This is a genomic window from Duganella sp. P38, from assembly GCF_050859475.1.
Lineage (GTDB): Bacteria > Pseudomonadota > Gammaproteobacteria > Burkholderiales > Burkholderiaceae_D > Rugamonas.
Genome location: NZ_CP193936.1, coordinates 2,532,994 through 2,555,371 on the forward strand (window position 1 = coordinate 2,532,994; position 22,378 = coordinate 2,555,371).

At 64.9% G+C, this 22,378-nt stretch carries 27 protein-coding genes; 15 read left to right on the forward strand and 12 right to left on the reverse strand.

What is annotated here, in order from left to right; genetic code table 11:
- The first annotated feature begins 281 nt into the window (after positions 1-281).
- A complete protein-coding gene (cysE, locus tag ACRQ5J_RS11765; protein ID WP_432383439.1) occupies positions 282-1,019 on the forward strand; it encodes a serine O-acetyltransferase in 738 nt (245 codons plus the stop codon).
- Between the two features lie 12 nt (positions 1,020-1,031).
- On the forward strand, positions 1,032-1,712 hold the full coding sequence (locus ACRQ5J_RS11770; RefSeq protein WP_432383440.1) for a YceH family protein: 681 nt from the start codon (positions 1,032-1,034) through the stop codon (positions 1,710-1,712).
- An 87-nt stretch (positions 1,713-1,799) separates the two neighbouring features.
- Here ACRQ5J_RS11770 and ACRQ5J_RS11775 read toward each other — a convergent pair whose 3' ends face one another.
- From ACRQ5J_RS11775 to ACRQ5J_RS11795, 5 genes are read right to left on the reverse strand one after another with little or no spacing between them, the layout of a single operon-like run.
- Positions 1,800-2,315 (reverse strand): GNAT family N-acetyltransferase, encoded by a 516-nt coding sequence (locus tag ACRQ5J_RS11775; protein WP_432383638.1) that lies wholly within the window; start codon positions 2,313-2,315, stop codon positions 1,800-1,802.
- Between the two features lie 53 nt (positions 2,316-2,368).
- The gene (locus ACRQ5J_RS11780; RefSeq protein WP_432383441.1) at positions 2,369-3,265 is read right to left on the reverse strand and encodes a hypothetical protein; all 897 of its coding nucleotides are present in this window, start codon (positions 3,263-3,265) and stop codon (positions 2,369-2,371) included.
- Positions 3,252-4,199, reverse strand: coding sequence for a hypothetical protein (locus ACRQ5J_RS11785; RefSeq protein ID WP_432383442.1), 948 nt, complete (start codon positions 4,197-4,199; stop codon positions 3,252-3,254). The genes ACRQ5J_RS11780 and ACRQ5J_RS11785 overlap by 14 nt, the downstream gene beginning before the upstream one ends.
- Positions 4,196-5,053, reverse strand: a complete 858-nt coding sequence (locus tag ACRQ5J_RS11790) for an ABC transporter ATP-binding protein (protein ID WP_432383443.1) — start codon at positions 5,051-5,053, stop codon at positions 4,196-4,198. Before ACRQ5J_RS11790 ends, ACRQ5J_RS11785 begins: the two co-directional genes overlap by 4 nt.
- A complete protein-coding gene (locus ACRQ5J_RS11795) occupies positions 5,050-5,406 on the reverse strand; it encodes a GntR family transcriptional regulator (RefSeq protein ID WP_432383444.1) in 357 nt (118 codons plus the stop codon). The genes ACRQ5J_RS11790 and ACRQ5J_RS11795 overlap by 4 nt, the downstream gene beginning before the upstream one ends.
- A 172-nt stretch (positions 5,407-5,578) precedes the next feature.
- Here ACRQ5J_RS11795 and ACRQ5J_RS11800 point away from each other — a divergent pair, with 172 nt between their 5' ends.
- Genes ACRQ5J_RS11800 through ACRQ5J_RS11830 form a run of 7 tightly spaced genes read left to right on the forward strand, consistent with a single transcriptional unit; the run spans position 5,579 to position 11,542 of the window.
- The gene (locus ACRQ5J_RS11800) at positions 5,579-6,424 is read left to right on the forward strand and encodes an STAS domain-containing protein (protein ID WP_432383445.1); all 846 of its coding nucleotides are present in this window, start codon (positions 5,579-5,581) and stop codon (positions 6,422-6,424) included.
- 7 nt (positions 6,425-6,431) lie between these two features.
- A complete protein-coding gene (locus ACRQ5J_RS11805) occupies positions 6,432-6,788 on the forward strand; it encodes an STAS domain-containing protein (protein WP_432383446.1) in 357 nt (118 codons plus the stop codon).
- Positions 6,788-7,258: an anti-sigma regulatory factor gene (locus ACRQ5J_RS11810; protein ID WP_432383447.1), complete on the forward strand. Its 471-nt coding sequence runs from the start codon at positions 6,788-6,790 to the stop codon at positions 7,256-7,258. Before ACRQ5J_RS11805 ends, ACRQ5J_RS11810 begins: the two co-directional genes overlap by 1 nt.
- Positions 7,246-8,283 carry an ATP-binding protein gene (locus ACRQ5J_RS11815; RefSeq protein ID WP_432383448.1) on the forward strand — a complete coding sequence of 346 codons (1,038 nt, stop codon included), beginning with the start codon at positions 7,246-7,248 and terminating at the stop codon, positions 8,281-8,283. The genes ACRQ5J_RS11810 and ACRQ5J_RS11815 overlap by 13 nt, the downstream gene beginning before the upstream one ends.
- Positions 8,280-9,584, forward strand: coding sequence for an ATP-binding protein (locus ACRQ5J_RS11820; protein WP_432383449.1), 1,305 nt, complete (start codon positions 8,280-8,282; stop codon positions 9,582-9,584). Before ACRQ5J_RS11815 ends, ACRQ5J_RS11820 begins: the two co-directional genes overlap by 4 nt.
- Before the next feature lie 9 nt (positions 9,585-9,593).
- Positions 9,594-9,941, forward strand: a complete 348-nt coding sequence (locus ACRQ5J_RS11825; RefSeq protein ID WP_432383450.1) for a response regulator — start codon at positions 9,594-9,596, stop codon at positions 9,939-9,941.
- 17 nt (positions 9,942-9,958) lie between these two features.
- The gene (locus tag ACRQ5J_RS11830) at positions 9,959-11,542 is read left to right on the forward strand and encodes a hybrid sensor histidine kinase/response regulator (RefSeq protein ID WP_432383451.1); all 1,584 of its coding nucleotides are present in this window, start codon (positions 9,959-9,961) and stop codon (positions 11,540-11,542) included.
- Here the strand turns inward: ACRQ5J_RS11830 and ACRQ5J_RS11835 are convergent.
- Positions 11,528-12,256 (reverse strand): DUF72 domain-containing protein, encoded by a 729-nt coding sequence (locus ACRQ5J_RS11835; RefSeq protein ID WP_432383452.1) that lies wholly within the window; start codon positions 12,254-12,256, stop codon positions 11,528-11,530. The genes ACRQ5J_RS11830 and ACRQ5J_RS11835 overlap by 15 nt on opposite strands.
- 37 nt (positions 12,257-12,293) lie before the next feature.
- Between ACRQ5J_RS11835 and ACRQ5J_RS11840 the strand changes: the two genes are divergently transcribed.
- Positions 12,294-12,851, forward strand: a complete 558-nt coding sequence (locus tag ACRQ5J_RS11840; RefSeq protein ID WP_432383453.1) for a DUF1439 domain-containing protein — start codon at positions 12,294-12,296, stop codon at positions 12,849-12,851.
- Between the two features lie 107 nt (positions 12,852-12,958).
- A complete protein-coding gene (locus tag ACRQ5J_RS11845) occupies positions 12,959-13,567 on the forward strand; it encodes a DUF6622 family protein (protein ID WP_432383454.1) in 609 nt (202 codons plus the stop codon).
- Between the two features lie 3 nt (positions 13,568-13,570).
- On the opposite strand, the gene ACRQ5J_RS11850 is transcribed toward ACRQ5J_RS11845, so the two are convergent.
- The 3 genes from ACRQ5J_RS11850 to ACRQ5J_RS11860 all read right to left on the reverse strand — a co-directional run bounded on the left by ACRQ5J_RS11850 (position 13,571) and on the right by ACRQ5J_RS11860 (position 16,152).
- Positions 13,571-13,972, reverse strand: a complete 402-nt coding sequence (locus ACRQ5J_RS11850) for a YgiW/YdeI family stress tolerance OB fold protein (RefSeq protein WP_432383455.1) — start codon at positions 13,970-13,972, stop codon at positions 13,571-13,573.
- 157 nt (positions 13,973-14,129) lie between these two features.
- The gene (locus ACRQ5J_RS11855; RefSeq protein WP_432383456.1) at positions 14,130-15,497 is read right to left on the reverse strand and encodes an ATP-binding protein; all 1,368 of its coding nucleotides are present in this window, start codon (positions 15,495-15,497) and stop codon (positions 14,130-14,132) included.
- Positions 15,487-16,152 (reverse strand): response regulator transcription factor, encoded by a 666-nt coding sequence (locus ACRQ5J_RS11860; protein ID WP_432383457.1) that lies wholly within the window; start codon positions 16,150-16,152, stop codon positions 15,487-15,489. The genes ACRQ5J_RS11855 and ACRQ5J_RS11860 overlap by 11 nt, the downstream gene beginning before the upstream one ends.
- 85 nt (positions 16,153-16,237) lie before the next feature.
- Here ACRQ5J_RS11860 and ACRQ5J_RS11865 point away from each other — a divergent pair, with 85 nt between their 5' ends.
- Complete coding sequence (locus ACRQ5J_RS11865) at positions 16,238-16,990, forward strand: tetratricopeptide repeat protein (RefSeq protein ID WP_432383458.1); 753 nt, start codon at positions 16,238-16,240, stop codon at positions 16,988-16,990.
- A 31-nt stretch (positions 16,991-17,021) separates the two neighbouring features.
- On the opposite strand, the gene ACRQ5J_RS11870 is transcribed toward ACRQ5J_RS11865, so the two are convergent.
- The 3 genes from ACRQ5J_RS11870 to ACRQ5J_RS11880 form a co-directional block, all read right to left on the reverse strand.
- On the reverse strand, positions 17,022-17,777 hold the full coding sequence (locus tag ACRQ5J_RS11870) for a UDP-2,3-diacylglucosamine diphosphatase (RefSeq protein WP_432383459.1): 756 nt from the start codon (positions 17,775-17,777) through the stop codon (positions 17,022-17,024).
- A gap of 3 nt (positions 17,778-17,780) precedes the next feature.
- Entirely contained in the window at positions 17,781-18,275 is a 495-nt protein-coding gene (locus ACRQ5J_RS11875; protein ID WP_432383460.1) for a peptidylprolyl isomerase, read from the reverse strand.
- A 125-nt stretch (positions 18,276-18,400) separates the two neighbouring features.
- Positions 18,401-18,985, reverse strand: a complete 585-nt coding sequence (locus tag ACRQ5J_RS11880; RefSeq protein WP_432383461.1) for a peptidylprolyl isomerase — start codon at positions 18,983-18,985, stop codon at positions 18,401-18,403.
- A gap of 212 nt (positions 18,986-19,197) precedes the next feature.
- On the opposite strand from ACRQ5J_RS11880, the gene cysS reads away from it, so the two are divergent.
- From cysS to ACRQ5J_RS11895, 3 genes are all read left to right on the forward strand, one after another.
- A complete protein-coding gene (gene cysS, locus ACRQ5J_RS11885; RefSeq protein WP_432383462.1) occupies positions 19,198-20,586 on the forward strand; it encodes a cysteine--tRNA ligase in 1,389 nt (462 codons plus the stop codon).
- A 2-nt stretch (positions 20,587-20,588) separates the two neighbouring features.
- Positions 20,589-21,248 carry a DNA-3-methyladenine glycosylase family protein gene (locus tag ACRQ5J_RS11890; protein ID WP_432383463.1) on the forward strand — a complete coding sequence of 220 codons (660 nt, stop codon included), beginning with the start codon at positions 20,589-20,591 and terminating at the stop codon, positions 21,246-21,248.
- A gap of 84 nt (positions 21,249-21,332) precedes the next feature.
- On the forward strand, positions 21,333-22,307 hold the full coding sequence (locus ACRQ5J_RS11895) for an acetyl-CoA carboxylase carboxyltransferase subunit alpha (RefSeq protein ID WP_432383464.1): 975 nt from the start codon (positions 21,333-21,335) through the stop codon (positions 22,305-22,307).
- Positions 22,308-22,378: the final 71 nt, after the last annotated feature.

The following is a 22,378-nucleotide window of genomic DNA, read 5'->3' on the forward strand; positions in this document are numbered from 1 at the left end:
AACGCGATCATCCCGTGCCGTCCTTCCCTCGCCACAACCAGCTATCCATCCGCGCCGTCCGCCGGCATTCCCTCCCCACAGCCCGCTATCCTTCCGCACCACCCGCCGGTCTTCCCGCACAGCCTGCCATCCTTCCCGCACCGTCCGCAGTCCTTCCCGCCACTGGTCGTCATTCCCGCGCAGGCGGGAATCCATGCCACGGCAGCTCCGCCGAAAAACCACCCCAACAACCCCCACCGAATACGCTACCATAAGCATTTCGCCAGCCAGCCAGCACAACCATGTTCCACCGTCTACGCCAAGACATCAACAGCATCATCGAACGCGACCCCGCCGCCCGCAACGCCTGGGAGGTACTGACCTGCTATCCGGGCCTGCAAGCCATCGTCATGCACCGCTGGGCGCACTGGTGCTGGACGCACGGGCTGAAATGGCCGGGCCGCTTCATCTCCTACCTGGCGCGCATCGTCACCGGCATTGAAATCCACCCCGGCGCCACCATCGGCCGCCGCGTCTTCATCGACCACGGCTTCGGCGTGGTCATCGGCGAGACGGCCGAGATCGGCGACGACTGCACCATCTACCAGGGCGTGACGCTGGGCGGCACCTCGCTGCACACCGGCACCAAGCGCCACCCGACGCTGGGACGCGGCGTCATCATCGGCGCCGGCGCCAAGGTGCTGGGCGGCTTCACGGTGGGCGACTACGCCAAGGTCGGCTCCAACGCCGTGCTGCTGAAGCCGGTGCCGGCCGGCGCGACGGCGGTGGGCAACCCGGCACACATCGTGCAAAAGGACTTGCTGGACGCCGCCACCAACCCGTTCGCCGCCTACGGTGTCACGCCCAACGGCGACGATCCGCTGTCCAAGGCGCTGCGCGGCCTGATCGAAAACGCCGTCAAGCAAGAGCAGCGCATCGAAGAACTGGTGGCCACCATGAAGGCGGCGGGCTTGTCCTGCCAGAGTGTGCCTGAATGTGATAAATTGAATTCCGACCAACTGAACAAGCTCGTCGAATAAGGAATCGTGCTTATGGAAACAACGCCGGAAGGCCTGGAAATACTGGACCCGTTTGAAATCCGCGTACTCGCGGTGCTGGCCGAGAAGGAAGCGCTGACGCCGGATAACTATCCGCTGTCGCTCAACGCGCTGGTCAACGGCTGCAATCAGCTGTCGAGCCGCGATCCCGTGATGTCGCTGTCGGAAGACACCGTGGCCGAAGTGCTGCAACGGCTGATGCAGAACAAATACGTCAACGGCATCACCCAGGCCGGCGCCCGCGTGACCAAGTACGAACACCGCATGCGCATCAAATGGTCGCTGGAACAGGACAAGCTGGCCGTGCTGACGGTGCTGATGCTGCGCGGCCTGCAAACGGCCGGCGAAATCCGCACCCGCAGCGGCCGCCTGCATGACTTCAAAACCGTGGCCGACGCCGAACACGCGCTGCAATTCCTGATCGATAAATACCCGCCGCTGGTATCCCGGCTGGCGCTGGCGCCCGGCACCAAGGAGCCGCGCTACGGCCATCTGCTGGGCGGCGAAGCAGCGCTGGCGCGCGAAGAAACCGCCGCCAGCCTCGGCGGCTCGCTCGGCGCTGGCGGCGGACAGGGCACGCGCATCGGCGCGCTGGAGCAGGAAGTCCAGCAACTGCGCAGCCAGGTCGAAGAATTGACGGCGCAGTTTGCCGAGTTCCGCAAGCAGTTCGAGTGACCCCAGGGGCGCAAGCTCCTTTGCTTTATCTGCGCCGGCCCGCCGGCCGCAGTGATTGGCTCTGTCGGCGCTAAGCTTGCCGATTCATCAGCGCGCGCGCATGTAACTACTGATGGTCTTGCCGTTCAGCTCAGTTTCCATTTCGTAGGTCATTCCCAGGCGCTCGGCAACGCGACGAGATGACTCGTTGCCGGCGCCGATAAGAGCGCGCACTTTCGCTTCGTGTCGAACCTCGAATGCATACTGCAAGACCGCTGCTGCCGCCTCGCTGGCAATGCCTTTCCCCCAGAATGCCCGGTAGGTGTTCCATCCCATTTCCATCACGGTTGATTGCTCGCGAAAGAAAGCGCCGATGGTGCCGACAAGCTGGCCGGTCGGCTTGTCCTCTATGGCCCACCAGCGAGCACCGTGGATCAGCCATAGTCCGGCGTGTGAAGTGAAGATTCTCCAGGCCGTCTGGCGGTCGGCCGCGCCCAAGTGAGCGGAGCTTTCCGGATTTTGCAAATGGTCTGCGAACAAGTCGAAGTCGGCGCGCTGATACTCGCGAAGCGTAAGCCGTTCTGTCTGAAGGTATGGTACGGAAGTGTTGAACGTTTGATTCATCACGGAGGCGTCCTTTATCAGTATGGGTTTTCGTTTGCCTGGGACTTGGGCGCTTACATTTGCTCCACCTCGATCAGTGTATCATCCGCGTATTGCTTGTCGCCGACTGGCACGGAGTAGGAGCGGCCGTTTTCGCTGACTTGCAGCGGTACGCGCTGGTCGCCGGCTAGCAGCGTGGCGCGGGCGATCGGTCCGTCGCCGCGCACGCTCAGCTTGAACTTCTGCCAGCCGCACCAGTCGGTGCTCAGCGTGAGCGTGTTGATCATCGCGCGCAGCATGAACGGGATGTGATTCTTGCCGATCGCTACCAGTACTCGGCATTCGAGGCGGATGTCGCCGAGCCGGCGCATGCCGTCCGGCACGCCGGCGCTGCGCACGTCGGGCCAGAAGCTGAAGTCGCGCTTTTTCTTGTTGAGCACGATGTCGGCGTTTTCCTGCTCGGCCTGCTCGTTGCGCGGCAGCGTGAAGCGCTGCTGGGCGTCGAGCGGCAGCGCGATGTCGCTGTGTTCACCTGAGATGCGCACGGCCAGGCCGTCCAGCGCATCGGCTGGCGCTTTGTCGCGCCGCGTCAGGCGGAAGCGTACTTCAGCCGCGTTCGGCGCCAGCGCATGATAGTCGTCGAAGGCGTCCAGGCCGGACAGCATGTAGCGGTAGGGCTGCAAGTCCGGACTGCGGGTGCCGTTGACCACCACCAGAGGACCGGGATCGGCGGCCGTTTCCGGCGCCGGGGACGGCACTGCGGTTGGGGCGGGAGCCGGCGCTGCGGCAGGATCGGGCGCCGACACGGGGGCCGGCGCGGGAGCCGGCGCCGCAACAGGGCCGGACGCCGGTACAGGGGGCGACGCCAGGGCAGACGCTGCTCTTGCGGCTTGGACCGGCTCCGCTACCTGCTGCGCCGCCGCCAGCAGCGGCAACAGCAGCAGGGCCAGCAGCGGTTCAGACTTCCTCACGGCGACGGCGCATGTAGACCGCGACAGCGATCATGGCGACACCGGCCACCGCGCCAATCCACACGCTGGCGCCGCCCAGCGTCGACCACGAGGCGAGGAAGATGTCTTCCGGCAGCGGGAGCTTGTGCGGCTCATGGCCGATGCTGACCGTCTCCTTGCTGAACGCCAGCCAGGCGCCCGGCACCACGCCCAGCAAAATGCGGTTGGTGATGTTGCCGGCGAACCAGGCCGCGTCGATGCCCAGGTGCAGCGCCTTCTGCGCCCACACCAGCAGCAGCGTGGTGATCACCGGTGTGCCGACTGCCCACAGGAAGACCTTGGAGCGCGCCATGCTCGATACCATCAGCAGCCAGCCGACCGTCGGCAGCGCCCACAGCACATACACCGGCAGCAGGCCGACCAGCCGCAGCGGCGACAGATACAGGTCCGGCGCGGCAAGGACGGCGCCGAACAGATTGGTGCCATGGCCGAGCAGCGCGACGCAGGTGGCCAGCAGCATCACCAGGCCCAGCGCCACGGAGATGCCGATGGTGATCAGCGGCGCCACCACCAGGGCCAGCAGCGCTTTCGACAGCACGGTGGTGAAGTCCGACACGGGCAGCGATTTCCAGAACAGCAGGCTGCGGTCGCGGCGCTCGTCGTGCAGCGCGCTGAGGCAGTAGAAAAATACCAGCAGACTCAGCACCATCAGCACCGGCATGCCGGTGCCGATATACGCCTGCGCCAGCGTGTCGGCGATGCGCGCGCGCACCGCGCCTTCGAGGGTGATGGTGCCGAAGCTCTGGCCGTCGATCTGGATGTTCTGCACGCGGCCGAGGAACAGCGCGCTGAGCACCAGGGCGGCGAGGGCGCCGGCGATCGCCAGCGGCGTCCACAGCAGCATGCCCTTGTTTTCCCACATCTCGCGCTTGATGAGCCATTTCATGGTGTTCATGCGTAGCTTCCTTTCATGGTGGCGACAAACAGGTCTGCCACGCTGGGCGTGCGCAGTTCGCCGAATTTGGACAGTTGGGCGCGGTCGGCGCCGTCGAACAGCATTACCGGCTTGCCGAACACGGTGCGCTGCGTCAGCGGTTGCAGCGCGTTGGCGGCGGCGGCAAATTGCGGCTCGACCATGACCTCGGTGAAGCGCTCGCCAACCTCGTCCATGGTGGCCGCCAGCGCGATCTTGCCGTTTTCGATGAACAGCAGGTCGGTGAGGATGTGTTCGACCTCCTCGATCTGGTGGGTGGTGATCAGGATGGTCTTGTTCTCGTCGAAGTAGTCTTCCAGCAGGTTCTGGTAGAACTGCTTGCGGTACAGGATGTCCAGGCCCAGCGTCGGCTCGTCCAGCACCAGCAGACGGGCGTCGATCGCCATCACCAGCGCCAGGTGCAGCTGCACCACCATGCCCTTGGACATGGCCTTGACTTTCATGTCCGGGCGCAGCTTGGTGTTGGCGAGGTATTTCTCGGCCTTGGCGCGGTCGAAGCGTGGATGCACGCCCTCGACGAAGTCGATGGCGTCCCTGACCTTGAGCCAGCGCGGCAGGATGGCAACATCGGCGATGAAGCACACCTCGTTCATCAGCGCCTCGCGCTGGATGCGCGGGTCCATGCCCAGCACCGACAGCTCGCCCTGGAACTGCGTCAGGCCGAGTATGGCCTTGAGCGTGGTGGTCTTGCCGGAACCGTTGGGGCCGATCAGGCCGACGATGCGGCCGGCTTCGATGCTGAAGCTGGTGTCGTCGAGCGCGGTCTGCTTGCCGTAGCGCTTGACCAGCCGGCTGGCGGTGATGATGGCGCTCATGCCGCACCTCCCGGCGCCGCTTTCAGCAGCGCCTCCAGGTCCAGGCCGAGGCGGCGGATGCGTTCCAGCATGGCCGGCCAGTCTTCGCGCAGGAAACGTTCACGTTCTGTGGCCAGCAGTTTGTCGCGGGCGCCATCAGTTACATACATACCTAAACCCCTCCGTTTTTCGACCAGCGTTTCGTCCACCAGCTCCTGGTAGGCGCGGGAAACGGTGATCGGGTTGAGTTGATAATCGGCGGCAATTTGCCGCACCGAGGGCAGGGCGTCGCCCGGCTTGAGCAGACCATCGAGCATCATGCCGACCACCTTGTCCTTGAGCTGCCGATAGATCGGCGCGTTGTCATTCCACATACATGGTTACCCCTTACGTGTGTTGATGAGGTGGTGTTGTAGTGAACTATAACACTAGAAATCAAAAACGCAAGCAAAGTTTTCATGAGGCATGCGCACGATTGAAAAACCGGATAGTTGCGTACATGTTATATAGTCTTGTCGTTGCGTTAAACTAATACTAGGGGATTACATGAGCGTTAACGACACTGCCCGCCGCCTCGGCGCGCTGATTACCCAATTCGAGTCGGAAATTCTGGGCCTGTGGACCAGTGAACTGGCCGCCAGAACCTTCCGGAATGACGATAGCACCGGCCGCCATTGCCGCCAGTTCCTGACGCTGCTGCCGGCCGCCATCAGCACCGGCGGCGTCGACGATATCAACTCGCGCCACTTCGACGACGTGCGCAATCAGCTGATCGAAATTTCCAGCCAGCGCGCCAAGGCCGGCTCGACGCCGAACGAAACCGCTACCTTTGTGTTCTCGCTGAAGCAGTCGCTGTTTACCACGCTGCGCCGCGAGCTGGCCGCCGAGCCGGCGCTGCTGGCCGATGCGCTGTGGGCGATCAGCACCTTGCTCGATCAGCTGGGCCTGTACACGGTGGAGGTGTTCCAGAAGAGCCGCGACCAGATCATCGTGCGCCAGCAGCATGAGCTGATGGAGCTGTCGACGCCGGTCGTCAAGCTGTGGCACGACGTGCTGGCCTTGCCGCTGATCGGCACGCTCGACAGCGCGCGCAGCCAGGTGGTGATGGAAAGCCTGCTGGAAAAAATCGTCGAGACCGGCGCCGCCATCGCCATCATCGACATCACCGGCGTGCCGACCGTCGACACGCTGGTGGCGCAGCACCTGATGAAGACCATCGCCGCCGCCCGCCTGATGGGCGCCGACTGCATCATCAGCGGCATCCGTCCGCAGATCGCGCAGACCATCGTCCACCTCGGCGTGAACCTGGAAGACGTGGTGACCAAGGCCACGCTGGCCGACGCCTTCGTGCTGGCGCTGAGCCGGGTCGGCGCCACCATCAGCCGTTCGTGAGCCGCGCATGGACCGCATTCCAATTTTGCGCATCGGCGACCTGCTGCTGGTCACCATCCAGGTCGACATGCACGACCGCCTGGCCATGACGCTGCAGGACGACCTGACCGAGCGCATCGTCAGCGACCGCGCCAAGGGCGTGCTGATCGATATTTCCGCGCTGGACCTGGTGGACTCCTTCATCGGCCGCATGATCAGCAACACCGCCGCCATGGCGCGCGTGCTCGATGCGCAGACGGTGCTGGTGGGCATGCAGCCGGCGGTGGCCATCACGCTGGTGGAACTGGGCCTGACCTTGCCTGGCGTTAAAACCGCGCTGAATGTCGAAAAAGGCATGCAGTTGCTCGGCAAGAGCTACAGCTGATGAATACCGACGGCACGTTAGACCTTGGCCGTTACACCTCGTCCTTGCTGACGCGCTACGCCGGCACGGCCGACCTGCACCAGGTATTGCCGTTGGCTGGCGATGAGCACGTGGTCAACGTCCGCAAGCAGGTGCGCGAGCATGCGCTGGAGCTCAAGCTCAGCCTGGTAGACCAGACCAAGCTGGTGACCGCCGCCAGCGAGCTGGCGCGCAACACCATCAAGTACGGCGGCGGCGGCGTGGTGGTGCTGGAGCGCCTCAGCGACGGCCTGCGCAAGGGGCTGCGGCTGGTGTTCGCCGACACCGGACCCGGCATTACCGATGTCGACCAGGCGCTGCGCGACGGTTTCACCAGCGGCGGCGGCCTCGGCCTCGGACTGGGCGGCGCCAAGCGCCTGGTCGATGATTTTGTTATTGATTCACGCCCGCAGCAGGGCACCGCAGTCGCTATCATTAAATGGAAAATCTAAGCAGCACGCTCGATCCCTTGCACTGGGTCGCCATCAACCACGCCAGCGACGCCGCCGAGGCGCGGCGCGTCGGCCAGAAGCTGGCCGCGCAGCTGGGCTTCAACGAAACCCGCAGCGGCCAACTGGCCATCGTCATTACCGAGGCGGCCACCAACATCCTTAAGCACGCTGGCGACGGCCGCATGCAGTTAAGCATCGTCAACCACAACGGCCAGCGCTGCATCGAGGCGCTGGCTTTCGACCAGGGGCCGGGCATCGCCAACCTGGCGCAGGCCATGACCGACGGCGTCTCCAGCGCCGGCACCGCCGGCACCGGCCTGGGCGCGATGAGGCGCCTGGCCGATGAATTCGACTGGTACAGCGCGCCCGGCAAGGGCACGGTGATTTTCCTGCGCATGTGGCAGCGCGGCGCACCGGCGCGCGAGTCACTGCGGCCATTGCGGCCGCAGCTGGGCGGCGTCTGCCTGCCGCTGGCCAGCGAGACGGCCTGCGGCGACGCCTGGGCCGTGCTGGCGACGCCGGCCGGCCTGACGCTGATGGCGGCCGATGGCCTCGGCCACGGCCCGGAGGCGGCCAAGGCGGCCGAGGCCGCGCTGACGGTGCTGGCGGCCGCATCGCCTGCGCTGGCGGCCGAGCCGGCGCAACTGATGCAGGCCTGCCACGAGGCCTTGCGGCCGACGCGCGGCGCGGCGCTGGCCATCGCCACGCTGGACCGCGACGCCGGCCAGCTGCACTTTGCCGGCATCGGCAATATCGCCGCCAGCGTCGTCAGCGACGGGCCGCGGCGGCAGATGATGTCGCACAACGGCATCGTCGGCCACAATATGCGCAAGGTGCAGGATTTGCAGTTCCCGTGCGCGGCCGGTTCCACCGTGATCCTGGCCAGCGACGGCATCGGCACCAGCTGGGAGCTGAGCGCCTATCCGGGCCTGCTGGCGCGCGCGCCGGCCATCATCGCGGCGGTGCTGCTGCGCGACTTCGGCCGGGGCCGCGACGACGCCAGCGTGCTGGTGGTGCGCGCATGACTACCACGCGCATTCTGCAGATGGGCATCGACAGCGAGCCGGACGTGGTGACCGTGCGCCAGCGCGCGCGCCAGATCGCCGGCCTGCTCAAGCTGAGCGTGCAGGATCAGGTGCGGGTCGCCACCGCCGTCTCGGAAGTGGCGCGCTGCGCTTATGGCCGCGGGTCGGGCGGACGGGCGGTGTTCGCGGTCGGCGGCCAGCCGCTGCAGCTACAGGTCAGCATCACCGCCGACGGCGCGGCCCGCCCCGGCTTGCAGGTCGTGCAGCAGGACGAGGCCATCCTCACCGCGCAGCGCTTGATGGACGACTGCAACATCGTCGCGGCCACGCCGGGCGCGCTGCATGTGGTGATGAGCAAGACCTTGCCGGCGTCGCTGGTCGCCAATCCGCGCGAGGTGGCGCTGATCGGCGCGCAACTGGCCGGCACGCCGGTGCAAAGCACATATTCGGAAATCGAACAGCAGAACCGCGAGCTGGCGCAGGCGCTGGCCGAACTGCGCGAGCGCCAGGACGATCTGCTGGCGCTGACGCGCGAGCTGGAGGATACCAACCGCGGCGTGGTGGCGCTGTACGCGGAAATCGAGGACAAGGCCGAGCGCCTGCGCAAGGCCGACGACATGAAGTCGCGCTTCCTGTCCAACACCAGCCACGAGCTGCGTACGCCGCTGAGCTCGATCCGCGCGCTGACCCAGCTGCTGCTGGACCGCATGGACGGCCCGCTGACGCCGGAGCAGGAGCGCCAGGTCGGCTTTATTTCGCAGGCGGCCAGCGATCTGTCGGAGCTGGTCAACGACTTGCTCGACCTGGCCAAGATCGAGGCCGGCAAGGTGGAGGTGACGCTGGCGCCGATCCGCGTTGGCGAGCTGTTCAGCGCGCTGAAGGGCATGCTGCGGCCGCTGACGCGCGATTCCAGCGTGGAGCTGGTGTTTGTCGAGCCGGCGCCGGTGGCGCTGGTGTCGGACGAGAGCAAGATCACGCAGATCCTGCGCAACTTCATTTCCAACGCGCTCAAGTTCACCGAGCAGGGCAAGGTGGTGGTCGAGCTGCACGATCACCGCCAGGGCGACAGCCTGACTTTTGCCGTCACCGACAGCGGCATCGGCATCAGCCCGGAAAACCAGCAGCTGATCTTTGAAGAATTCAGCCAGATCGAACATCCGCTGCAACGGCGCGCCAAGGGCACCGGCCTCGGCCTGCCGTTGTGCCGCAAGCTGGCCGCGCTGCTCGGCGGCGAAGTCAGCGTGCGCAGCGCCGAAGGGCAGGGTTCGACGTTCTATCTGCGCTTGCCGGTGAACAGTTAAGGAACCGTCATGGATAACAGTACCATCCTGATCCTCAATGTCGACGATAACGACGGCGCCCGTTACGTCAAGACCCGCATTTTGCAAAGCGCCGGTTTCCAGGTCATTGAAGCGGCCAACGGCACCGACGCGCTGGAGATGGCGCGCCATCGCCAGCCGGCGCTGGTGCTGCTTGACGTTAAGCTGCCCGACATCAGCGGCATCGAAGTGTGCCGCCGCATCAAGGCCGACATCGCCACCTGCACGGTGCTGGTGTTGCAGACCTCGGCCGCGCTGATCGGCCGCGACGACAAGATTCGCGGCCTTGACGGCGGCGCCGACAACTACCGGCGGCGCCGATCGAGGCGGACGAGCTGATCGCCAACGTCAACGCCTTGCTGCGCCTGCAGCGGGTGCAGAACGATCTGCGCAACAGCGAGGAACGTTTCCGGCAGCTGGCGGAAAATATCGAGGATGTGTTCTGGATGTTCCGCTTGCAGGATAACCAGCTGCTGTATGCCAGCCCGGCCTATGAACGCTTGTTCGGCCGTCCGGCGGCGCAGCTGCGCGACAGCGCCGACGACTGGCTCAACGCCGTGCACGAGGAAGACCGCGCGGCGGTGACAGCGCACTGGCGCGCGCTGGCCGAGCAGGGCCAGTACGATCAGGAGTACCGCCTGGCGCCGCGCGATGGCGCCATGCGCTGGGTGCGCGACCGTGCTTTCCTGGTGCGCGACGACCGGCAGCAGCCATACCGCATCGCCCGCATCAGCAGCGATATCAGCGAACGCAAGAACATGGAAGGCTTGCTGCGCGCGGCCGACGAAAACAAAAACGATTTCCTGGCGACGCTGGCGCACGAGTTGCGCAATCCGCTGAGCCCGATCCGGAACGCGGTGGCGCTGATGAACAACGCGCCGCCCGAGCAGCAGGAGGTGCACCGCAGCGCGCGCGATGTGATTCTGCGCCAGGTTGGCCATTTGACGCACCTGGTGGACGACCTGCTGGATGTGGCGCGCATTTCTGAAGGCAAGCTGACCTTGCGCCAGCAGGATGTGGAGTTGCATGCGGTGGTGGAGCCGGCGCTGGAGACGGTCAGGGCGCTGGTGGAGCAGCGCGGCCATACGCTGACGGTGGTGGTGCCGCCGCAAGCGGTGTGGCTGCATGGCGATCCGGTGCGGCTGGCGCAGATCGTTGGCAACTTGCTGCACAACGCCGCCAAGTTCACCGATCCGGGCGGGCAGATCCGGCTGGAGGTGAGCTTGCCGCAGCCGGAGCGGCTGCGCATCGCGGTCAGCGATAACGGCATTGGCATTACCTCCTACAATCTGGAGCGGATTTTCGATATGTTCGCGCAAGGGGCATCGACGCAGGATCGCGTGCATGACGGTCTGGGCATCGGCTTGTCGCTGGTGTCGAAACTGATGGAGATGCATGGCGGGACGGTGCAGGCGCTCAGCGGCGGCATCGGCAAAGGCAGCAGCTTTGTGCTGGAACTGCCGCTGCCTCGCGGCGCGTCGACGTCCACCACCGCAGCCTATGAGCCCGTCGCCTCGGCCGCCGCGCCAAGCGGGACGGCCACGGCCCCCGGCGCCACGCAGTCCGCGCCAGCGACGCCCGGCAAGCAGCGCCTGCTGCTGGTTGACGACAACATCGACTCGCTCGGCGTGATGGCGGAGCTGCTGACGCTGATGGGCTACGAAGTCTACACCGCCCACAACGCCGCGACCGCGCTGGAACAGGCGCGCGCGCACCAGCCGCAAGCCATCGTCATGGACCTCGGCATGCCGGACGTGGACGGCTATTCGCTGGCGCGCCAGTTGCGCGCCGATCCGCTGTTCGCGCACACCCGCCTGATCGCCCATACCGGTTACGGCGCCGAGCGCGACCGCGAACGCACGCGCGAGGCCGGCTTCGACTTCCACCTGGTCAAGCCAGCCAGCTTCGACGATCTGGAACGCGCCCTAGTTGCCGGCTAAGGCCAGCAGCTCGGCCAGGCGCAGCGCCTGCAGCGTCTGGCGGCCGTTCATGGTGTTGTCGAACACGCACCAGCCGCGCTTGCCGGCCATGAAGTCCGCCACCTGGCGCAGCTGTTCCTCCGAATACAGCGAGGCATAGATGCGCGGACTGCCGTGCAGGCGGATGTAGACATCCTCCGTAGTCGGCACATACGGCCCCGGCTTGCCGGCCGGCGGATCGGCAATCACCCGCGTCACCTGATGCCGCGCCAGCAGGGCCGATGCCTGGTCGCCGAACCAGCTGCCGTGCCGCGCCTCGCAAGCCAGCATGCAGCCGAAGCGCTCGCGCAGCTGGCGCCACAGGCGGTCGGCCGCCTGCACGTCCAGCACCAGGCTGGGCGGCAACTGCACCAGCACACAGCCCAACTTGCCGCCCAGTCCGCCCGCCTCGGCGGCGAAGGCGTCCAGCAGGTCGGCACTGTCAGCCAGGCGGCGCTCGTGCGTGATGCTGCGCGGCAGCTTGACCGAGAAGCGAAAATCGGCCGGCACGCTGTCGGCCCAGCGCTGGTAGGTCTGCGTCTGGTGCGGCCGGTAGAAGGATGAGTTGATTTCCGCCGCGTTCAGCACGGCGGCATAGCGTTCCAGGTGGCTGCCCGGCCCGCCAAACTGGGGCGCGGCAGTGGTGGCGTCGCGGCTGATGCTCCAACCGGCACAACCTATTCTCGTCAGAGTCATATAATGCGCAGGTTCCGAATGTCGAAGGGAAGATGCAATGAATCTTAAACGCTACGCCAAAATTGCCGCGCCACTGTTGCTCGCAGGACTGTTGGCCGCGTGCGCCGGGCTGATCGGCCCGCGCGAGGTGGAGTTGCCGCAGGAGCGCTTGCAGAGCAGCCTGGAGCGCAAATTCCCGATGCATCAGCGCGTGCTGGGCGTGTTCGAGGTGGAACTGAGCCATCCGCGCCTGTCCGTGCTGGCCGACAGTGACCGCGTGGCGCTGGCGGTCGACCTCGGCGTGTCGCCGTTGCTGGCGCGGCAGTCGTGGCATGGCAGCATGTTGGTGTCCGGGCGCTTGCGCGTGGATAGTGCGCGCAATGCCGTCTACATTGCCGATGCGCATGTTGATCGCTTCATCGTGGATAACATGGACGAGGGCAAGCAGCAGCAGCTGATGAGTGTCGCCAATCTGCTCAGCGACAAGGTGATTCGGGATGTGCCGGTGCATACCTTCAAGCCGGAGGAGTTGCGTTATGCCGGCGTGCAGTTCGTGCTGACCGGTATCGATACCCGGCCGGGCGGGCTGGTCGCCAGGCTACAACCGGCACAATAACCCCGTCGTTCCCGCGCAGGCGGGAACCCATACGTCGCTTCCGAAGCCGAGTCAGCATGGGTTCCCGCCTGCGCGGGAACGACGGCGGGTGATTTAGCGCTGTTCAATTGCATTTCGCGCCGTCCAGGCGCATTTCGTCGCATCGCCGCCCCCATCCGGGCCGCCGGGCGCATAGTGGCTCCATCGAAACCCAACAAACGGAGCCCATCATGATCCAGCAAATCATTTCCCACACCCCAAGCTACGTCTGGGCCCTGCTGGCCTTCCTGGTCTATCGGGGCTGGCTGGCCAGCAAGGACCGCGAAACTTCGCTGCTGAAAGTCGCCCTGATTCCGCTGGTAATGCTCGGCCTGGCCATCTCCAGCATCCGCAGCAACGGCCCGCTGGGTGAGGCGGTCTGGGCACTGTGGGCGATCGGCGCCGCCGCCTCGGGCGCGCTGATCTGGAAACGGTCGACCGCCGCAATCCGTGTCGACCGTGCCGCCAACACCATCCTGCAACGCGGCAGCTGGATGTCGCTGGGCCTGATGATGGCCATCTTCGCCACCAAGTACAGCGTGGCTGTGCTGTCGGCCATCCAGCCTGAACTGGTGCACAGCCTGCCGTTTGCTGCTGCCGTGACGCTGCTCTACGGCGTGTTCAACGGCCTGTTCCTCGGCCGCCTGGCCCGCTACGCTGCCGCCTGGGTGCGCCAGCCGGCAGCGGTGACGGCGTAAGGCTTACTTGCTGACCACCTTGAGCTGCTTGACGTCCAGTGTGGATTCGCCAAACGTCTCCTTGTCAAACTCACCGGTCAGTTCCACCAGCGTGTTGTGGTCGATGGTCTGGCCGGCAGGGAAGCGTTTGGACGAGATTTCCACCGTGATCTTGCCGCTCTGGTCGGTGAACTCGTAGTCCTCGCCGCCCTTGTGGCTGGTGATCTTGCCCTTCAGCGTTACGTACTGGTCGTCCTTGCCTTTGGCCAGCAGATCTTTGGCGGTCATCACCGGCACGCTGGACGGGCCGGCATAGGCCGGCGCTGGGGTGTTGGTGGACGGCCCGGTATAGCCGGTCTGCGCGATGGCGAAGGCGGAACCGGCCAGCAGGGCGGTCAAAACGGAAGCGCGGAGGAGGGTTTTCATGGTTGGTCCTTTGTGGTTGTTGAGGGTACGGTGTTATTACAACTAGCGGACATTAACCGTATCTTAAAAAACGCACCCCCCGCCGCCGCCACCGTCATTCCCGCGCAGGCGGGAATCCATAGGACGCCTGCGACGCAAACTCAGCATGGATTCCCGCCTACGCGGGAATGACGGGGAGGTCGAGGATGGCGGACAGGCCGCGCCCGCCAAGGCCGGGGCCGAAATGCAAGGTCATGCCATGCAGGTCTGCAATGCGCTTGACGATCGACAAGCCCAGGCCGCTACCGCTGGCATCCTGCCCCAGCACACGGAAGAAGCGTTCGGTCAGCCGTCGCATGCTGGCCTCGTCCACGCCGGGTCCGTCGTCGCGCACCGCGAGGCGGTGATGACCGTTGTGCCAGCTAGCCTCGATCTCGATACGGCGACCGTCCGGGCAGTAGCGCAGCGCGTTTTCCAGCAGATTGCGCAAGGCGATCTCCAGCATGGCCGGGTGAGCAGTAACCGTGGCTTGCTCCGGCGCCAGCGTATCGCGCACGGCAAGCGTGATACCGCGCCGCGCCGCCTCATCGTCGTGTGCCGCCCGCAACCGATCCAGCAACGGCGCCAGCGCCACCGGCTCACGCGCCAGCCCCTCGCGCGATAGCGGGTCCAGCCGCGCCAGCGTCAACAGGCTGTCGACCAGCGCCGTGCTACGGCTGATGTCCTGCCGCAGCTTGCCGAATGGCGCGGCCAGCTCGGGATGCTGGCGTTGCAGCAGTTGCACGTGCATATGCAAGCCCGCCAATGGCGTGCGCAATTCATGGGCGGCGTCGGCGGTGAAGCGGCGTTCGGCTTGCAGCGCGCTGTCGAGCCGGCCGAGCACGCCGTTCAGCGCTTGCACGATGGGGAGCAGTTCGGCGGGCTGGCCGGCGGTGGGCGCCAGCGTCAGGTCGTCCGGCGTCTTGGCGGCGATGGCGGACGCGGTCTGGCGCAGCGGCTTCAGCACGCGGCCGGTCAGCAGCCAGCATACCAGGGCCAGCAGCACCAGCATGCCGGACACCGGCAGCCACAGGTGTTCGGCCAGTTCCTCAAGGATATCCAGTCGCTGCTTGTATTTCTGGCCGACCTGGACCTCGACGTTGCGTTCCTCGTTGCGGACCACGAAAACGCGCCAGCGGCGGTCGTCCACCTCGGCGTCGGCAAAGCCGTCGTGCTTCCTGAAGCCGGCAACGAAGGGCAGGGCGGGCGCGCCGCCGGTGCGCTGGAGCACCCGGCCATCGACGACGATCTGGTACTGCATATCCACCTTGCGCGCGTGGCCGCCGGGCCGCAGCTCGGCCAGCAGGCCGCGTTCGTCCCAGTCGGTGGTGGCGGCCATGATCATGTAGCCGGATTCTTCCAGCGCGTCGTCGAACACCTCGGTGGTTTCGTGCCAGGCGATGTAGGTGACGATGCCCAGGCTGGCCAGCCACAACACGCTGCTGGCGGCGATGATCGCGGCCAGCAGGCGCCGCCGCAGCGACCAACTGGCGGTGTCAGTCGACATCATTTTTCAGGCGGTAGCCAAGGCCGCGCACGGTGACGATGTGCGCCGCCCCCAGCTTCTTGCGCAGGTTGTGGATATAGACTTCGATGGCGTTGCTTTCCACCTCGTCGCCCCAGCCGTACAGCGATTCCTCGATCTGCGCACGGCTGACGATGCTGTTCTTGCGCAGCAGCAGCGCGTGCAGCACATTGTATTCGCGCGCGGTCAGCGTCAGCGGCGCACCGTCCAGCGTCACCTGGCGGCTGTCGGGATGGAGCGCGATGCCGGCGTGCGCCAGCTCCTTGCCCGGCTGGCTGGCGTTGCGCCGGACGGCAGCGCGGATGCGGGCCGACATTTCCTCCAGCTCGAACGGCTTGACCAGGTAATCGTCGGCGCCCAGGTCCAGTCCTTCGACGCGGTCGGCCAGCGCGTTGAAGGCGGTGATCAGGATCACCGGCACCGGATTGCCGGCCGCGCGCAGCTGCGCCAGCAGGGCGTCGCCGGACAGGCCCGGCAGGCCGCGATCGAGCAGCACGCAATCGTAATGATGCGTCATCAGCGCGGTCTGCGCGGAGTCGCCGCGCCGCACCCAGTCCACCGCGTGCTGGTCGAGCCGCAGCCAGGTCTGGATGGTGTCGCCCAGGGAGGCGTCGTCTTCAACGAGTAGTATGCGCATGCCGGTAGTATGGCATGGCGCAGATGAATCGAATCTTAAGAGCGGCTACAATGCACCCCATTCGTTCATTGTTGAGGCAGTTTTCATGGAAATTTTTGGTATCGGGATACACGTGCTGGTGGCGATTTTCTTTGCCATCCACGCGATCCGCAACAACCAGCCGCTGTACTGGGTGGTGATTTTGTTCCTGTTCCCCGGCCTGGGCAGCATTGTGTATTTCTTCGCGATCTACCTGCCGAATTCGAAGATCCAGCATGGCGCGCGCAAGGCAGTCAACGTTGCCGCCAAGACGTTCGATCCCGGCCGCGACCTGCGCGAGGCGCGCGATGCCTACGAGTTCACGCCGACAGCGCAAAACCAGATGCGCCTGGCCAGCGCCTTGCTGACCGCCGGCAACGCCGAGGAGGCCGCCGCCACCTATGAGGCCTGCCTGCAAGGGCCGTTCGCCGGCGACCTGGAAATCCGCTTCGGCGCGGCGCAGGCCACGCTGGCCTGCGGCCGCGCGGCGGCGGCCGTGACGCACCTGCAGACCATACGCGGCAAGGATGACAAGTTCCGTCCGGAGCAGGTGTCGCTGCTGCTGGCACAGGCGTTGGCAGCGGCCGGCCGCCAGGACGAGGCACGCGCCGAGTTCGACTATGCGCTGAGCCGCCACAACAGCTTTACCGTGCAGGCCGAGTACGCCATCTGGGCGGCCGGCGTTGGCGACGCCGACAAGGCCAACCAGCTGTACGCGGAATTACAGCGCACCATGGAGCGCTGGGCGCGCCATACGCGCGAGTTGAATCAGGATCTGGTGCGCCGCCTGAATGCGGCGATGTCGTCGGTCAGGCGGTGAGGGCGGGCCCGCCGCACGGCGGGTGCAGCATTCAGCCGGGAATGACCGCGCCGCTGAGGTCATGGCGCGTGATGACGCCGTCGCTGTCGATGGCGATCCAGCCGCCGCGCGAGGGCGTCGAGTCCGGTTCCCAGTCCGGCAGCACATAGCGCAGCTTGTCGCCTATGCGGTGCAGGGCGGGGCGGTGCGTGTGGCCGTGGATCATGACATTGGTGCCGGTCTGCGCGAACACCTCGGCAATCGCCTCCGGCGTCACATCCATGATCTCGTAGGATTTGCCGCCTTGCTCCTTGCGGCTGTCGGCGCGCAGGCCGGCGATGATGGCCTTGCGCTGCGCCAGCGGCATGGCGGTGAATTGCGCCTGCCACGCGGGCTGGCGCACCATGGCGCGGAATTCCATGTATTTGCTGTCTTGCGTGCACTGGGCGTCGCCGTGCAGCACCACCACCTTTTGGCCGGCGATGTCGGCCACCCAGGTTTCGGGCAATAACGTCAGGTTGGCGGCTTCCGCAAAGCGGGCGCCGACCAGGAAATCGCGGTTGCCGGCGATCCAGTAGAGCGCGACGCCGCTGTCGCTCAGCGCGCGCAGGGCGTCGACGATCTGGCCATTGTAGGCGTCGGCGATGTCGTCATCGCCGGCCCAGTATTCGAACAGGTCGCCGAGCAGATACAGCTGCTGCGCGTGCCGCGCATGCCGCTCCAGGAAGTCGTAAAACGCTGCCGTGGTGGCGGGATGCGCAGGCTGCAAATGCAGATCGGAAATGAACAGCGCGCAGACTTCAGACATCGCTCAGGCTGCCAGTTCGATGCTTTCGATGATCACGTCTTCCGCCGGCACGTCGGCGAACATGCCGCTGCGGGTGGTTTTCACTTTCTTGATGGCTTCAACCACGTCGGTGCCGTCCACTACTTTGCCGAACACGGCGTAGCTCCAGCCGTCCTGGCCAGGGTAGTCCAGGAAGGAGTTGTTCTTGACGTTGATGAAGAACTGGGCCGATGCCGAGTGCGGCGCCGAGGTGCGGGCCATGGCCAGCGTGTAGGTGTCGTTCTTCAGGCCGTTCTTGGCTTCGTTTTCCACGGTGGTGTCGGCTGGCTTTTGCTTCATGCCCGGCTCGAAACCGCCGCCCTGGATCATGAAACCGTCGATCACGCGGTGGAAGATGGTGTTGTTGTAGTGGCCGGCTTCCATGTAGGCCAGGAAGTTGGCGACGGTCTTCGGCGCTTTTTCCGCGTCCAGTTCGGCGGTCATGGTGCCCAGATTGGTTTTGATGATTACTTTGGTCATGTTGTTATCCTGAAAGTGAGGGTTTTCGCCCCGTCATTCCCGCGCGGGCGGGAATCCATGCTGAGCGGACGTTCCATGGGTTCCCGCCTTCGCGGGGACGACGATTGGATGGCAAGGCCGCTATTTTACTGTTTTGGCTGGATTGGTGTCTTAAGTATCGTCGCCGACTTCACGGTGACCGGAATCACCGGGATGTTCTGGAACATGCCCTTGTCGTCCACCAGCACCGCCTTGATCTTGTCGACCGTCTCCTGGCCCTTGATGACTTTGCCGAACACGGCATAGCCGCCGGTGCCGTCCGAGCCCGGCGCGTCCAGCCCCGGATTGTCCTCGACGTTGATGAACCACTGCGAGGTGGCCGAGTTCGGATCGCCCATGCGCGCCATCGCCAGCGAATACTTCACATTGGTCAGGCCGTTGTTCGATTCCAGCGGGATCGGCTTGTTGGTCGGTTTGCCCTTGAGTTTCTCGTCATAGCCGCCACCCTGGATCATGAAGCCGTCGATGACGCGGTGGAAAATGGTGTTTTTGTAGAAACCCGACTTCACATAGGCGAGGAAGTTGTCGACTGATTTCGGTGCTTTGTCGCGGTCCAGCTCCAGGACGATGTCGCCCATGGTGGTTTTCAGCTCGACCTGTGGGGCGGGCGCGGCCCAGACGGCGCCGGACAAGGCCAGGCCGGCGAGGGCGGTCATCAGTTTTTGGTGCATCGTGCTTCCTCTAATTAATGTCGAATAGGCAAAATCCGAATACAGATGAGGCCTATGCTGTTTTTATCAATGCTATACTTGTTCCATTCTACCCCTTGGAAGGTAGAACAAGAACATTCCCGAGGTTTCCCCAGGCACACGATGAGCATGGGTGCGCGCCGCGCACCGGGCCTTCGTATTGCCTGAGATGCCCAGAAAAAAGCAAGAGTCCGATGAGCAATTTAAAGATTTACAACACGCTGGCGCGTGACAAGCAGACCTTCGTACCTATCGAGCCGGGCAAAGTCCGCATGTACGTCTGCGGCATGACCATCTACGATTACTGCCATATCGGCCACGCCCGCATGATGATGGCCTTCGACGTCATGTACCGCTGGCTGCTGGCCTCCGGCTACGACGTCACCTACGCCCGCAACATCACGGACATCGACGACAAGATTATCCGCCGCGCGGTGGAAAACGGCGAAACCATCAGCCAGCTGACCACCCGCTTTACGCAATATATGGACGAGGACACCGCGGCGCTGGGCATCCTGCCGCCGACGCTGGTGCCGCGCGCCACGCAGTACGTGCCGCAGATGCTGGCGCTGATCGAGCAGCTGGAAGCCAAGGACCTGGCCTACAAGAGCGCCGACGGCGACGTCAACTACGCGGTGCGCAACTTCCCGCAATACGGCCGCCTGTCGCGCAAGTCGCTCGACGACCTGCGCGCCGGCGAGCGCGTCGACGTCAACACCGGCAAGCGCGATCCGCTCGACTTCGTGCTGTGGAAGGCCGCCAAGGAGGCCGAGCCGGAAGAGGCCAAGTGGGATTCCAAGTGGGGCAAGGGCCGTCCGGGCTGGCACATCGAGTGCTCGGCCATGTGCTCGGCGCTGCTTGGCGAGCATTTCGACATCCACGGCGGCGGCGCCGATCTGCAATTCCCGCACCACGAGAACGAAATCGCGCAGTCGGAAGGCGCGTTCGGCCACCAGATGGTCAACTACTGGGTGCACAACGGCTTCGTGCGCGTGGACAACGAGAAGATGTCCAAATCGCTGGGCAACTTCTTCACCATCCGCGACGTGCTGAAAAAGTACGACGCCGAAGTCATCCGCTTCTTCATCCTGCGCGCCCACTACCGCAGCCCGCTGAACTACTCGGACGCCCACCTGGACGACGCCCGCGGCGCGCTGACCCGCCTGTACACCGCGCTGGACGGCGTCGAAGGCGACGGCCAGCCGCTCGACTGGCAGGAACCGCACGCCGCCCGCTTCGCCGAGGCGATGAACGACGACTTCAACACGCCGCTGGCGGTGGCCGCGCTGTTCGACCTGGCCAGCGAGGTCAACAAGTCGAAATCGCCGGCCGCGGCGCGCCAGCTGAAAGCGCTGGCGGGCCTCATCGGCCTGCTGGAGCGCACGCCGCAGCAGTTCCGCCAGGCCGCCGTTGGCGGCGCCGGCGGTGACGATGCCGCCATCGAGGCGGCCATCGTGCGGCGCGCCGAGGCCAAGAAAGCCCGCAACTTCGCCGCATCCGACAAGATCCGCGCCGACCTGCTGGCCCAGGGCGTCATCCTCGAAGACAAGCCTGACGGCAGCACCAACTGGCGTCGCGCATAACCATGGTGACCGCCAAGGACAACGAGGGCGCAGCCAGCCCGGTCAAGGCCGTTCCGCCGTACTGGGAACAGGCCAAGACCGAGCTCATGAAGCGGGACCGCATCATGAACAAGCTGATCCCGCAATTCGGGGATTTGCACCTCGTCGGGCATCACGACCCGTTCACCACCTTGGCCCGCTCCATCGTCGGCCAGCAGGTCACGCCCAAGGTGGCGGACGCGGCCTGGAAAAAGCTGCTGGCAATCAGCCCCAAATGCACGCCGGCGCAGATCATCAAGGCCGGCGCCGAGCAGTTGGCCGCCTGCGGCCTGTCCAAGCGCAAGACCGAGTACATCCTCGATCTGGCCGACCACTTCAAGAACAAGCGCGTCCACACCGCGCAGTGGGACCAGATGGACGACGAGGCGGTGATCGCCGAGCTGACGCAGATCCGCGGCATCGGCCGCTGGACAGCGGAGATGTTTCTGATATTTAATTTACTGCGTCCCAATGTTTTGCCGCTCGATGATCCTGGTTTAATCCAGGGCATCAGCCAAAATTATTTCTCTGGCGAACCGGTCTCGCGCAGCGATGCGCGCGAGGTGTCGGCCAACTGGGAACCTTACCGAACGGTAGCCACCTGGTATTTATGGCGTAGTTTGGACCCGGTTGCTGTAGAATAGATGCTCTAATCGCTGTGCGAGGGCTTGCTGCGCGCTTTTGCCGCGCCGCGCCGCCCCACAGGTGAGAATAAACACGGAGGTACAATGACCAAAACGACTTTCCTCAATTTTGAGCAACCGATTGCTGAACTCGACGGCAAGATCGAAGAATTGCGCTTCGTCCAGGACGATTCGGCAGTCGACATCTCTGAGGAGATCGACCGTCTGGCCAAAAAGAGCCAGCAACTGACCAAGGATATCTACGCCAAGCTGACGCCATGGCAGGTGTCGCAGATCGCCCGCCACCCGCAACGTCCATACACGATGGACTACGTGAACGAGATCTTCACCGACTTCCACGAACTGCACGGCGACCGCACCTATGCGGACGACCAGTCCATCGTTGGCGGCCTGGCGCGTTTCAACGGCCAGTCCTGCATGGTCATCGGCCACCAGAAGGGCCGCGACACCAAAGAGCGCGCGATGCGCAACTTCGGCATGCCGAAGCCGGAAGGCTACCGCAAGGCCATGCGCCTGATGAAGCTGGCCGAGAAGTTCGGCATTCCGGTGTTCACCTTTGTGGACACGCCGGGCGCGTTCCCGGGCATCGACGCCGAAGAGCGCGGCCAGTCGGAAGCGATCGGCCACAACCTGTACGTGATGGCGGAACTGAAAGTGCCGCTGATTGCCACCATCATCGGCGAAGGCGGCTCCGGCGGCGCGCTGGCGATCGCCGTGGCCGACCAGGTGCTGATGCTGCAATACGCGACCTACTCGGTGATTTCGCCGGAGGGCTGCGCGTCGATCCTGTGGAAGACCTCGGAACGCGCGGCCGATGCGGCCGAAGCGCTGGGCCTGACTGCGCACCGTCTGAAAGCCATCGGCCTGATCGACAAGATCATCACCGAACCGCTGGGCGGCGCGCACCGCGATCCGAAGCAGATGGCGACCATGTTGAAGCGGGCGCTGGCCGATTCGCTGCGCCAGTTCCACGGCATGAAAACCAAGGACCTGCTGGAAGCGCGTCACGAGAAGCTGATGAGCTACGGCAAGTTCAAGGAAACCACGCCGCAGGAATAAGACACTCAGCATGGACTCCCGCCTGCGCGGGAGCGACGAGCCAACGCCGCACCTGCGCAGTACCGACGAGC